General features: G+C 74.7%; 9 protein-coding genes. 2 read left to right on the top strand and 7 right to left on the bottom strand.

The genetic code is table 11. The annotated features are described in order from the left end of the window. The first annotated feature begins 110 nt into the window (after positions 1-110). Positions 111-365 (top strand): hypothetical protein, encoded by a 255-nt coding sequence (locus R2B67_RS00560; RefSeq protein WP_018512755.1) that lies wholly within the window; start codon positions 111-113, stop codon positions 363-365. A gap of 72 nt (positions 366-437) precedes the next feature. Here R2B67_RS00560 and R2B67_RS00555 read toward each other — a convergent pair whose 3' ends face one another. The 3 genes from R2B67_RS00555 to R2B67_RS00545 all read right to left on the bottom strand — a co-directional run bounded on the left by R2B67_RS00555 (position 438) and on the right by R2B67_RS00545 (position 2,738). Continuing rightward, positions 438-866, bottom strand: coding sequence for a pyridoxamine 5'-phosphate oxidase family protein (locus R2B67_RS00555; RefSeq protein WP_030565289.1), 429 nt, complete (start codon positions 864-866; stop codon positions 438-440). Between the two features lie 64 nt (positions 867-930). Continuing rightward, positions 931-1,845 carry a serine hydrolase gene (locus R2B67_RS00550; protein WP_317815845.1) on the bottom strand — a complete coding sequence of 305 codons (915 nt, stop codon included), beginning with the start codon at positions 1,843-1,845 and terminating at the stop codon, positions 931-933. Further along, positions 1,842-2,738: a LysR family transcriptional regulator gene (locus R2B67_RS00545; protein WP_317815844.1), complete on the bottom strand. Its 897-nt coding sequence runs from the start codon at positions 2,736-2,738 to the stop codon at positions 1,842-1,844. The genes R2B67_RS00550 and R2B67_RS00545 overlap by 4 nt, the downstream gene beginning before the upstream one ends. Before the next feature lie 208 nt (positions 2,739-2,946). Between R2B67_RS00545 and bla the strand changes: the two genes are divergently transcribed. Next, a complete protein-coding gene (bla, locus tag R2B67_RS00540) occupies positions 2,947-3,903 on the top strand; it encodes a class A beta-lactamase (RefSeq protein ID WP_317815843.1) in 957 nt (318 codons plus the stop codon). A gap of 13 nt (positions 3,904-3,916) precedes the next feature. Here bla and R2B67_RS00535 read toward each other — a convergent pair whose 3' ends face one another. From R2B67_RS00535 to R2B67_RS00520, 4 genes are read right to left on the bottom strand one after another with little or no spacing between them, the layout of a single operon-like run. Next, positions 3,917-5,659, bottom strand: coding sequence for a thiopeptide-type bacteriocin biosynthesis protein (locus tag R2B67_RS00535; RefSeq protein WP_317815842.1), 1,743 nt, complete (start codon positions 5,657-5,659; stop codon positions 3,917-3,919). A 56-nt stretch (positions 5,660-5,715) separates the two neighbouring features. Next, positions 5,716-7,632: a TOMM precursor leader peptide-binding protein gene (locus R2B67_RS00530; protein ID WP_317815841.1), complete on the bottom strand. Its 1,917-nt coding sequence runs from the start codon at positions 7,630-7,632 to the stop codon at positions 5,716-5,718. After that, positions 7,629-9,548, bottom strand: coding sequence for a hypothetical protein (locus R2B67_RS00525; RefSeq protein ID WP_317815840.1), 1,920 nt, complete (start codon positions 9,546-9,548; stop codon positions 7,629-7,631). The genes R2B67_RS00530 and R2B67_RS00525 overlap by 4 nt, the downstream gene beginning before the upstream one ends. Beyond that, positions 9,545-12,340: a lantibiotic dehydratase family protein gene (locus tag R2B67_RS00520; protein ID WP_317815839.1), complete on the bottom strand. Its 2,796-nt coding sequence runs from the start codon at positions 12,338-12,340 to the stop codon at positions 9,545-9,547. The genes R2B67_RS00525 and R2B67_RS00520 overlap by 4 nt, the downstream gene beginning before the upstream one ends. Positions 12,341-12,470 lie beyond the last annotated feature (130 nt).

Raw genomic sequence — 12,470 nt, 5'->3', positions numbered from 1 at the left:
CCAGGTGTATTGCCCCTGGCATGTGCGTGTCCGCCCGGTCGCCGCGATCCTCCTGCGTAATGGTTTGGGCTCCGCACCATCCGTTACGCAGTTGCTGAGAAGGAGCACCCATGCTTCGTCGTATCGCCGTCACTCTTGCGACCGTCGCCGCGGCCGGCCTCATGGCGGCCACGCCCGCCGTCGCCGACGAGTGGGAGGGCGGAAAGGCCGGTGCCGAGTACGGGGCCGTCGAAGGACACCGCGGCACCGCCGAGTACACCAACCTCGGTGGCCCGTACGGCATCACCCACGCCACGGAGAGCCGGGAGCACATCGCGGCGGAGCACGGCTACTTCTACGCCCAGTACCTGCAGGGCCGCCGCTGATCGTCCGACCATTGACAGGGCCCGCCCCCCTCGGGGGCGGGCCCTGTCCGCGTCACCGGTCCCGCCGGCGGCTCAGAAACCGCCGAGGTCCGAACTCAGCCAGCGCTGGGGCCGCATGTGGATGACCACCTGGTCGCCGTGTTCCCTCCAGGCGAAGTCGACATAGCCGTCGACCTTCTCCGCGGGCAGATAGCGGGACGAGATCTCCACCAGCTGCTCACGGGTGGCGGGGAGCGTCGCGACGACGGGGCCTTCCACGGACACATAGCGGACGGTCGGTTCGACCCGGTCCACCATCAGGGAGAACCGGCCCGCCCCGGCGATCAGCCGGCCCTTGCGGGAGTCGCGCCCCGTCATGATCCAGAGGTCGCCGCCGGGCGCGTACTGGTACCAGATGGGCACGGTGAGCGGGGCGCGCCCCTCGTCCGCCGCGTCCACGGCCAGCGCGGCGACATGCGGTTCGGCCAGGAACTGTTCACGCTCTTCACGGGTCAGAGCCACAGGTGCTTCCTCCATCTCGCGGATGTCCTGCGCCCAGGATGCCGCCCGGCACCCCGGTACCCGGTCAGACACCCTGGCCCGCGCGGAGATCCTCCACCGCGGCCCTGGCCGCCGCGCCGATCACGGCGTCCGCGCGCGGCAGCTTCCGGTCGGCACGGGCGGCCTGGGTGAAGACCACGGCCGTGTAGACGCTGCCGTCCGCGAGCTCCACCACCCCCGCCTCGTGGCGCATCGAGCCGAACGTGCCGGTCTTGCCGTGGACGGTCATGTCGTCGTACGGGAATCCGGAGGCCAGGCGGTGCGTCCACGGCTGGGTGAGCATCGCCGCGCGCATGAAGGAGCAGCTCTCGGGCGACGCGGCCTCGTCCGTCCAGATGGCCCGGAGCAGCCGGGCGGTCTCGGCCGGGGTGGAGGACGCCTTGTACGCGGGGTCGTACACGTCCGGCGGTACGACGGTGTCGTTGTCCTCGACATGGGCCATGGCCGCGTCGAGCGACCCGGCGCCCGTATCGGCGAGCAGCCGGTCGAACGTACCGACGACCCCTCCGTGGATCCGGGTGTGCGGCAGACCGAGTTCGGCGCACATTCCGTCGACGGCCTCGGCGCCGACCGTACGCAGCACGGCGTGGGCCGCCGTGTTGTCGGAGACGCTCATCATCTGCACCACCAGGTCGCGCAGCGACATCGTGACCGGGTCGCGCAGGATGGACAGGCCCGTGGGGCCGGGGACCCGGTCCGCTGCCTCCAGCGTGAGCCGGTGGAGTGGGTCGACCAGCCTCGCGTCGGCCAGCCGGCAGAAGGCCGCCATGAGCGCCACCTTGTAGACGGAGCCCATCGGCACCTGCTCGTCCGGGTCGACGACCACGCGGGCCGAGGGGCGGTGCAGGTCCGCCACATGCAGCCAGCCCCGGACGCCGGCGTCGTCGAAGAGGGAGCGGATGGTCCGCTCCACCCCGCCGCCGCGCCGGGGGCCGGTCACCGTGCCGCCTTACGGGCGAGGACGTCCTCCAGCAGTTGGGCCGTCCCGGCCGGATCACCGGAACCAGAACCGGAACCGGAACGCCGGGGGTTCCAAACCACCCGCAGTCGCAGGGGGAGCGGCGGGTCGACCGCCGGCCGCCGCTCGACCTGGGAAGCCGTCAGTGCTTCGTCCGCCGTGACCAGGACGGCTTGCCCCGCCGCCACCAGCGCCAGCCCGGCCCGCTCGTCGGTGACCACCACCGTCTCCACCCGGCGGCCCCGGCTCGCCAGCGTGTCGACGAACAGATCGTGGGCGGCGGGCGCCTCGCCCCGGGGGCGTACCGCGACGGGCAGCCGTCGTGGCGACGGACCCGCAGACGCATCACCGGACTCCGCCGGGCGGGCCGGGGCGAGGATCCAGGTCGGCAGCAGGATCACCTGCCCGGCGGCGAGGCCGTGCAGGACGGAGGGGTGCCGGACCACGGCGAGGTCCAGGCGGCCCGACGCGACATCGGAGAGCAGGGTCGCGGTGGGAGCCGTCACCGTGCTGATGCGCGCCCGGTCGCCCGCCCGGACCGGGGCCGCCGCCACATCGGCCGCCAGCGGCGCCGGTACCTCGGGGGCCAGCCCCAGCCGCAGCCGGCGGCCGCCCGCGTGTTCACGGGCACCGGTCTCCCGGAGCTCCGCCAGGGCGGCCAGAGCCCGCCGCGCGTGCGGCAGCAGCAGGGCGCCCTCCTCGGTGAGGAACACCCCGCGCTCCCGCTCGAACAGCCGGACACCGAGCAACGCCTCCAGCCGGCGCAGCCCCTGGGAGAGAGGCGGCTGGGTGATCCCGACCCGCCCGGCGGCGGCACCGAAATGCTCCTCCTCCGCCAGCGCGACGAAGATTTCCAGGTGCCGTTCCGTCAGCACTCCGTCAGCACTCCCTCTCCCTGGCATGCGGTGATACGGCGGATGAATCACTCCGATGCCGAGAGCGTATTCGACATACGGACCGGCCGCGGGTTTGACTCCGCTGAGGCCGACGACGCGGCCCGCGCCTCGCGCAGCAGCACGGCCGCGACCGGGCGACAAGCCCGCGCTCCACGAACGAACACCGTCGAGAGAGAGGTCCACCGCTGTGCCCTCCCGTACGCCCGCCCCTGCCTCCCGCCGCTCCGCGCTCGCCGCACTGGCCGGCGCCGCCCTGCTCCCGCTCACCGGTTGTTCCTCGGCCGGAGCGAATACCGCCGCCGGCGGAAGGAGCGGGGCGAGCCGCTCCGGCTCCGGACCCTCCCCGTCCGCCTCGACCCTGCCTCGTACCGACCGCGCCTTCGCCGAGCTGGAGCGGAAGTTCGACGCCCGGCTGGGCGTATACGCGATCGACACCGGCGACGGACGGACCGTCACCCACCGCCCCGACGAGCGGTTCGCCTACGCCTCCACCTGCAAAGCCCTGATCGCCGGTGCCCTCCTGGCCAGGAAGACCCTGCCGCAGATGGAGCGCCTCGTGCGCTACGGCCAGGAGGAGATCGTCCCCCACTCGCCCATCACCGAGAAGCATGTCGCCACCGGCATGACCCTGGGGGAACTGTGCGACGCCACCATCCGCTACAGCGACAACGCCGCCGCCAACCTCCTCTTCCGCGAACTGGGCGGTCCCCGGGGCCTCCAGGACGCCCTGCGCGGAATCGGCGACCGCGTCACCCGCTGCGACCGCTACGAGGTCGCCCTCAACGACACCGCGCCGGGCGACCCCCGTGACACCAGCACACCCCGCGCCCTGGCCACGGACCTGCGTGCGTACGTCCTCGGCTCCGCGCTCCCGGCCGAGAAGCAGGCCGTGCTCGCCGACTGGCTCAAGCGCAACACCACCGGCGACCACACCATCCGCGCGGGCACGCCGCGCGGCTGGGTGGTCGGCGACAAGACCGGCACCGCCGCCTACGGCACCCGCAACGACATCGCCATCGTCTGGCCGCCGCGCGCCGCCCCGATCGCGATCGCCGTCCTCTCCCGCCGCGACACCAAGGACGCCGAGACCGACGACGCCCTGATCGCCGGAGCGGCGAAGGTCGCCCTCGGCGCGTTCGCCTGAGCGGCCCGGGGCTCTACGGCACGGGCATCTCCGGGTGGCGGCCGACCGGCAGGACGTACTGGAGCGGCTGGTCCAGGTCGTCGAGGCCGAAGATCTCGTGGGCCAGGTCGTCCCGGAACCCGCCGAGCGGTGTGGTGCCCAGCCGTAGCGCGGTGGCGGTGAGCAGGAGCGACTGCGCCAGGTGGCCCGCCTCCAGGAGGCCCAGGCGCAGAGCACGGAGACCGTAGCGCTCCCGGAGCCGGCCCAGGTCGACGTAGAGGCCGAGCACAACCGGCAGCGCGTCCGGCACGATGCCGTCGGGGTCGTCGTCGGCGCGCGAGAGGTACGAGGACAACGACCTGATGTCGTCCAGGGCGGGCGCCGGGCCGATGTACCGCAGCGCCCGGCGGTCCGGAAGGCACTGGTAGGTGCCCGGTGCCAGCCCGTGGACGTCCAGCGCGATCAGCCGGAGCCCGGCGGTGTAGAGGGCGCCCGCGCTCGGATACGGCCGGTGGCGCATGAGCCGTTCACCACCGTCGGCGAACCGGTGCACCGACTCGTGCCCGGACGCGTGCGCGCCCCACAGCAGCGTGCCGAGCGAGGCCGCGTCCAGAGGTCCGGTGAGCGAACCCCGCCGGGAGACACGGCTGTTCATCACCGTCCGCAGACCCGTGTCCGGGAACGGGCCTGCGGGGAGCGGGAGTTCGGTGCCGCGCGAGGAGCCGGGCGCTTCGGCCGGGGCGGCCCGGACGGCCCGGACGGTCCGGGTGGCCCGTACGTCACGTGGCGCCGAGTCCTGCTCCCGCCCGAGGTGGAACTTGCTCCGCTCCAGGTACTGCCGGTCGGGCGCGGTGTGGTCGTCCGGGAAGTACGAGGCCGGCTCCCCCCGGTCCAGCAGCGTGCGCGCGGCCAGCCGGCAGACCGCCCGCTCCTCGTCGGGCGCCAGGCCCAACCGGTTGAAGAGCATGTGCAGCTGGGACGCCCAGACATACGGGCGGCCCACCGACGGGGAGGCGGAGCGCAGCGCCCGGTCGGCCTTGCGGACACCGTCGTACCAGTCGGCCGGCGCGCCGGGGGCCGTGCCCTCCTCCAACGCCCGCCGCAGGTCCCGCGCCCGGCCCGTGAGAACCTCGCGTTGCAGGGCGTAGACGCTGTTGACCTTCGCGTGGACGTGCCGGGGGCCGAGCAAGGGCACGTCCTCCGCCCACCGCCAGCTCGCGGCGTGGCGCCGTAGCCACTGCGCCGCCGACAGCCGGTCCATGCCGCAGGCGAGAGCGGTGGCATGCGCGAGATCGATGGCGAGGGCGAGCCGGGCACTGCCGCGCGGAGTGTCCCGGACGGCCCGCACGGCCACCCGGCTCGACAGGATGAACACCTCTTCCGCCACCGGCAGGGCCGCGGACCCTCCGTAGCGCGCGGTTTCGGGAACGTACGGCTCCACGCGGACCTCGGCGTGCTCCGCCTGCCCGCTTGCGTCGTGCCCGCGCACGTCCTGCCCTCGTACGTCCTGCCCACGTACGGACTCGGCGACGGGCACCCGCTCGGCCAGGCGCGCGAGAGCCTCCGGCAGGGACGCGGCCCGAGCCGACGGCGCCCCGCGCACCCGGAGGCGCAGATGGTGGCCGCCCTCGTCGTAGCGGATGAAGAACCAGTCGCCGGCCCCGAGCCCGTCGAGGAGCGGGGCCACGTCCTCGGTGAGGAAAGCGTCGACGTCCTCGGGAGCGGAGCGCAGGAAGCAGTGGAGGCTGAGCCAGGTGTCCGGGGATCCGGTCGTCACGGGGTGGCTTCCTGTTCCGGTGTTCGGTCGGTCGGGCAGCGGGGAGGCGGAGTTCCTCACGGGAACGGGTGCGGATGCAGGGCCAGTTCGTCATGCCGGGCCCTGCGCGGTACGCGCCCCAGCCGGAGCGGCACGTCCAGCAGCCGGTCGAGCCCGAGCGTGCGCCGGTTGACATGACCGAACGTCATCGGCAGCGAGCCCGGGACCACGATCTTCGCCGTGTGCAGCCCGAGCCGGTCGCGTACCACGGACTCGCTCAGCGGTACGGCGACGACCTCCAGGCCGAGACCGGCCAGCCGGGTCACGGTCTGCTCCAGCAGGGCGGTGACATCCGGTACGGGAAGTGGTGCCGACGCGCCGGGCCAGATGTCCCGCCAGTCCGTCTCCGGGCCGTCCGGGTCCAGGAAGTCCAGCCGGGGGCGGGCCTCCGGAAGGGTGTTGACGGCCACATGGTCCGCGAGCGTCGTGACCAGCTCGGGCCGCTCCAGCATCGGGAGCAGCCGTCGCCGGTCGAACGTCTCCGGTTCGGCCCGGTGCCGGTGGACGGCGTTGATCACATTGGTCACCACCTCGGCGAGCGCGGAGCGGATCGTGGCCAGCGGATGGTGATGGCTCCCGGCGGCGACGAACGCCCCCGGCGCCGTCGCCGGCTCGCCCCGGTGCAGGGCGACCGCGATGACGGCAGGGACCTGGAAGTCGTTCGTCGCGTCGAACAGCGCCACCCGGTAGCCGGCGAGCGCCGCCCGGTCCACGAGGTGCGCCACCTCCGCGTCCTCGGCCGGCACGGTGATCCGGCGCAGCGGGGTGCGCGCGTACCACGCCATCAGGAACGCGTCCCGCTCGGCGACCTCGAACAGCCCGTACAACGCCGCCTCCGCCGGGCTGTTGCCCAGCCCGCACCCGTTGGAGCACTCGTACACCACCCGGGGCCGGCCCGGGCTCGCGTCCCAGTAGGCGACGTGCTCGGGCACCGCCGTCGTCCGGTCACGGGTCAGGGACCAGCCGTGCACCCAGTCCAGTTCCAGGTCCGGCGTGTACGGCACGGTCGCCGATGCGGGGTGACCGTGGTGGGCGGGGTCGGGTAGTCCCAGCCGCACCGGGTCCACCGCCCGTTCGGGGCCGAGTTCGGCGTACGGGGCGCGCAGGACGGTCCGGTGACCGGTGGGGCTCATCGACGCCAGGCGTTCCGCCCCCTCGAACAGGGCGATGCGCTCACTGCTCGCGAAGTCGCTGCTCCGCCCGTAGCCGCCGTCTCGCATATGACGGCCGTACGTCACATACGCGCTGGTCAGGCTGTGTACGGACTCCTCGGTGCGCAGGATCTGGTGGACCGGGCCGAACCGCTCGTCGAACAGCACCTCCCGCAGACCCGCCACGTCCGTACGGGAGTTGGGCTCGCGCAGCGACACCGGGTCGGCGGGCGGTCTCGGGGCGCGGCGGGCGGCCGGGCCGAAGGCCGCCTCGGCGACCTCGGCACCGTCGGGCGGCAGTGGCAGGCAGACCGCGCACCCGCCGATGGGCTCGAAGCGGTGCGTCGACCAGGTGCCCCGGCCGTTGTGGACGACATGGACGACCGCCCCGTCACTGTCCAGAAGTGAGGCGGCCAGAACACCGACCGCGTCGGTGAACGCGGGGGAGGGGCGGCCCTCCAGCCGCAGGCTGGGGCTGTGCCACGGCACCCGGCCGCCGATCGTGGCCAGCCGCCGGTACTCGCCGCACGCCAGACACCCCCGTGCGCCGGGCCGCAGGACCGGCCCCACCACCGTCAGCGCCCCGTCGCCCCGGACGGGGACGAGCGTCACCGGATGGGCCAGCCCGTGCCGGGACAGCTCCTCCGCCGTCCCCAGGGTCCAGGCGTCCAGGACGACGACGGCGCTGCCCTCGGTGAGCCGCAGGGCGCCCGCAGCGTCGAGCACGGTGGTGGCGGGCAACTCCTGGGCCAGGGCGTGCCGGAGCGGGTCTGCGGCGGTCACCGGGATCCTTCCGTGAGGGTGGGGTGCGTACGGTGACCGGGCCGGGCGGAGAGCACGGAGAAGCCGCACTGACGCAACGCCGACCACAGCGCGCGTACGTCGGCGTGCGCGTCGGCCGGCGGCTCCCACGGCTGCGGGAACCACCCGGTCAGTGCGGCCAGGGCCTCCTGGAGTTCCGGTTCCCGGGCGGCCGACTCCGCCAGCCAGGCCGTCGTCCACCCCGCGTCCTCCCAGGGGGCCGTCGCCTCCGGCCGGGCGAGCGAGGCGACCGCGCCGCTGGGTGTCACCAGATGCCGGGCCTGCGGGGCGTCGGCGGCCGCCTGGACCTCGACCACGGCGGAGAGCGCGGCGAAGGCGACGGCGTCGTCCGCCGACGCCTCGACGGCCGTGCCGAGCACGCCGCCCGTTGCCGCACGTCCCTGGACCTGGACCTGGACCTCTGCGTGGAATACGGCCCCGCCGCCGCCCGCATCGAGGCGCGACACCGCCACGTCCGCGTCGACCCCGAGCCGCCGGACCAGGACGGACCACCAGTGCAGCGCCTGCGGATGGCGTCCGGGCTCCGGGCTCCAGGGCACGGGCGCGGCCCCACCGAACGGACCTGCGGTGTCACCGGAGCGTGCGCCCTGCTGCTGTACCGCCCCCGCCCGCCGCAGCGCACGCCCGCGCGCGTGCACGGCGCCCGCTCCGACCACCGGGCCCCCTTCCCCCTCCAGGCCCGATTCGCCCTTCCCCAGAAGGAGTTCGGCCGCTCGGCAGACCGCTTCCAGCCGGGCCAGGTCCGCCCGGGCGGAACCGGACACCAGGATCTCGCCCCCCACCGAGGAGCGGACCAACGCCGCCGGGAGCTGGGGCAGCGCCCCGGGGTCCGGCTCGTCCAGGACACCGGCCAGGCGGTCGGTGAGCACCGGAATACGGGCCAGGGCCTCGGCCAGCGTACGTACGTCAGCACGCGGGCGGACCCGGCCGGCGTCCACGAGCACGGAGCCAACCCAGGTGCGGTACTCGCCCCGCAACGGCTCCCGCTCCGCGACCAGTGCCGCCGGCAGCCCCGGGATCAGCCGCGCGTCGCCCGCCTCGGCCGACGGGTCGCGGAGCCCGGCCACCGCGCACACCAGCCGCTGCGCCGCCGAGGAGGCCAGGAGCGCGGGCAGACCGGGATGCTCGGCCCCGCCAAGGGCCTCCCGTCGGCGCAACCTGTCCGCCAGCCCGTCGGCATCGGCCCGTGCCTGCCTGGCGCTGCCCACGGGGGTGACGAATCCGACCCCCGGGCGCAGGCCGACGACCACCGACCTCTCCTCCGCGTCCTGTTCCGCCGCGAAGGGCGAGGGCTCGCCCGGCCCGGCGGCGACGAGCAGGACTTGCCCGTCCGGCAGGTCCGCCGCTTCTGCGGTCGCCGCCCGGACTCCGGCTCGGTCCAGCGCCCGTGCGGCGGCGCGGACGAGCGGACCGTCCGGACGCGCGGCAAGGACCCGCACCCGGCTGCGGATGAGGGCGGCCACGGCTTCCTCGGGCCGGTCGGCGACCGCCCCGAGCCACTGACCGGCCGCATCGCCGTTCTCACCGGCCGCGTCGCCCTTCTCCCCGGCCGGGCGCTCGACCAGGAGACCGTGGTCGTGCAACTGGCCGATCACCGTGACCAGGGCGGCCCGCAGCGGCGAACCCGCCACGGCCGCCTGCACCAGCTCCGCGCCCCCGTCGCCCGCGAGCGCCTCGGCCAGACGGCCCCACAGCACCGGCAGCCCGGCGCCGCCCTCCAGCGTGACGCTGGTGATCCAGCCCCGCAGATGTACGCCGTGGGGGAGGACGGTCACCGAGACCCCCGGGCGTAACGTCCACCGCCCCAGGGAATCCAGCGCGTCCGGCTCACCCTCCTGATAGGTCGCCATGTCCGGCCCCGCCTGATCGACGGTCATCGGTCGTCCCTTCGGTTCGCCCACCCGGCAGTCGCATGGGCTTGGGCATCACGGGCATCGCCCACACCGAGCCCGGCACGGTAGGTCTCCACCACCAGCTCCACCGCCGCGTGCGCCTCGCCCCGGGCCGGTGCGGGCAGCGCCTCCTCCAGGACCGCCCCACCGGGGTGGCGGGCCAGCCACTTGCCCAGGCAGCGCAGATGCAGCGCGTCCCCGAGATCGACGTACTGCGGTCGGGGACGGTCGAGCGCGCTCAGGAGGTCCTCGTCCACCCGCCCGCCCCGGGCCGGAGGCGCGGCATGCAGATAGAGCTGATCGGGGACGCCGAGCAGAGCTCGCCACCGCGCCACCGTCCCGACCGGCACCTCACCCTCCGCCGCGAGCTCCGCGAGCAGCACCGTCACCGTGGGACCCGCCAGCTCCCACCGGCGCCGGCGCAGCACGAGGTGTCGGTGGCGCAGGCGTGGGGTGCGTACGAGGTCTCCGCCCGGTACGGCGGTGAGGTGACGGGGGACCAGGGCGCCGAAATCGGTGATGCCGTGCGGATGGTCCATCAGCAGAGGTGCGAGCCTCGGCTGCAGCAGGAGCGGCGCGAAGACCCCCGCGTAGAGCACATCGGCCCACGCGCCGGTGGCCTTGACCCGGACGCGTACCTCGTCACCGTGCAGGTCATGGACGAGTTCGACGTCGTCCATGCCGAGGGAGGCGTACGAGCGGTCCGGTCCGATCTCCTCCGGGACGAACCGGGGATGCAGGTTGGCGTTGAAGCCGCTGACCGGGCGCACCTGAGCCACCACGGCACCGGGGCCGAGCGTGTCGGACACGGCGGTGGCCGCCACCCGCGCGGCCCCGGGGTCCAGGGAGTCCAGGAACCTGCTGCTGAACCGCCCCCACCCCCCGTACACATGGTTCACGCACAGCACCCCCTTGCTCGCCCGCTGGACGAACCCGGTGTACGAGACCGGGCGCCGGGTCGCCCACGACGGCATCCGGGAGCCGAGCCCAGCCACCAGGCCGGCGGGCAGGACGACGTCGTCGGGGCCGCCGCTGTCGGCGTGTGCCCGGTGCACGGCCTCCACCAGCTCGGCCCGGAGCGCGGCGAGTCGGCGGATGCCGTCGGCGGCGGTGGACCCGTCGCCGTCCGTGCCGGGAGCGCCCCCGTCGGCGGCCCGTGAGGCCCGCTGCCAGGCCTCGTCGGCGTCGGCGCCGAAGTCCCACACGTGCGGGCAGACGCCGCCGGACCCGTACCGGGCGACGAAACTGTCCCGTACCTGTCGGCGTACCGCCGGACCGAGGTCGAACACCTCGGACAGGGAGGCCAGTTCACCCAGTGCCCGGTGGTCGGCGGCGCCGAGGAAGCCGTCCAGCCGGATCGGCTGCCGCATGACGACGTCCTCGCTGAGGACGGTGAGACGGGTGGAGTCGGGGCCCACCGGCTGGCCCAGGTCGGCGAGGAGCGTCACCCAGCGGTCCCGGAGGGTGGCGAGCAGGGCGGCGCGGCGGCCGGGTTCCGCCGTGCCGAACTCACCGGTCGCGGCGGAGAGATCGTCGATGCGGAGGGCCAGTTCGCGGTCATGCGGTGCGCCGGTGCTCCGTAACCAGCCGGCCAGCCGGGGGAGGGGGGCGGGGTCCTGGGGGGCGTAGGGCTCCACCGGGACGAGCAGCCCCGCGTCGCAGACCTGGCGGAGGAAGGCGGTCGCGGCGGCGACCTGGTCCGGTGCTGCGGCGACCTGGTCCGGGGCGGCGGCTACCTGGTCCGGGTCCGGTTCGGCGGAGCCTCCCCTCGCGAGCATCCCGGCCAGCGTGTCGAGCGTCGCCGGGGGGTCGCACAGCGCGGCGAGCCGCCGAAGCGGTTCCGCCGCACCGAGGGTGACTTCGTCGTCCTCCACCGCGAGGAAGCGCGAGGCGGTGAAGGCCGTACGGGAGCGGGCGAAGGCGGCCCGCCCGCCGGAGTCACGCAGGCTGCTGCACATGCGGTGCGGCAGGGTCGAGCGGCGGCGCGGGTCCGCCGCCAGCGCCGCGAACAGGGTGTCCACCAGCGTCCGGTTGGCGTGGACCACGGCGCGGGACGAACCGACCGGCAGATCCGCCCCGTTCCAGGAGAAGTCACCCCGGTCCACGGCCGACGGGGTCGGCAGCACCCCCCAGCCGACCGCCGTGAACGCGGACAGCGGGGTCGTGCGGGCGACCGCCCGCACCGCGTGCCGCGCCACCCCGGCCTCCTCCTTCCGCGCCCTGCGGTCCGTCGGCCCGTGCCCGGCCCGCAACACCGCCCGCAGCAGGTCGGCGCTGGTGAACGACGCGGCACGGAGGAACGAGGGCTCCCGGCACAACCCGGCGAGCACCGACCGGCCGGCGGCGAGGGCGGGGTCCGTACCGGCCCGGAGGACCGCGAGCACGTCCTCCCTGCGCCCGCGTGCGTCGAGCCAGGCGCGCAGTTCGGGCACCCGGCTGGCCAGGCCGTCCAGACGGCGGAGAAGGGCGGGCCGAGGCTCGCGCCCGTTGTGCACCGCACGCCGGAGCGGGAGCACCACCTCGCGGTGGAAGTCCTCCGTATGGCCCGCCCGGCTCGCGTACAGGGCGTCACCGAGCGCGGGGGCCAGGGCCGTGAGCCGGCCTTCCAGCACCACCAGTTCGGCCAGCACGGCCCGGAAGGCAGCGGCGGGTGCGGGCTCGGCGGGCAGGCCCAGCAGGGTTGTACGGACCAGCGCGCCTGGGGCGACCCGGGGGAGCGGGACCGGGTGCCCGTCATGCGTTCCGTCATGCGCTGGGACCAGGGGCGTCACGGGCATCAGGAGTTCCGGTACGGGCGGTTTCACATCGTTCCAGTCGGATGGGCGGTGGACAGGGCCCGGCGGGCGGTTGGGACGCGCCGGTTCGCATGCGAGCGGGCCTCCGCGGCACCGCGCCGCCGAACGGGGC

It is taken from the genome of Streptomyces cyaneofuscatus (assembly GCF_033109485.1).
Classification (GTDB): domain Bacteria; phylum Actinomycetota; class Actinomycetes; order Streptomycetales; family Streptomycetaceae; genus Streptomyces; species Streptomyces cyaneofuscatus.
The sequence above is the reverse complement of the archived record's forward strand: the minus strand, read 5'-3'. Positions and strand labels throughout refer to the sequence as shown.

What these genes read in the sequence shown, in the direction of transcription:
- R2B67_RS00560 (WP_018512755.1), top strand. Translation starts at nt 111, where the DNA reads ATGCTTCGTCGTATCGCCGTCACTCTTGCGACCGTCGCCGCGGCCGGC.
- R2B67_RS00525 (WP_317815840.1), bottom strand. Translation starts at nt 9,548, where the DNA reads ATGACCGTCGATCAGGCGGGGCCGGACATGGCGACCTATCAGGAGGGT.
- R2B67_RS00520 (WP_317815839.1), bottom strand. Translation starts at nt 12,340, where the DNA reads ATGCCCGTGACGCCCCTGGTCCCAGCGCATGACGGAACGCATGACGGG.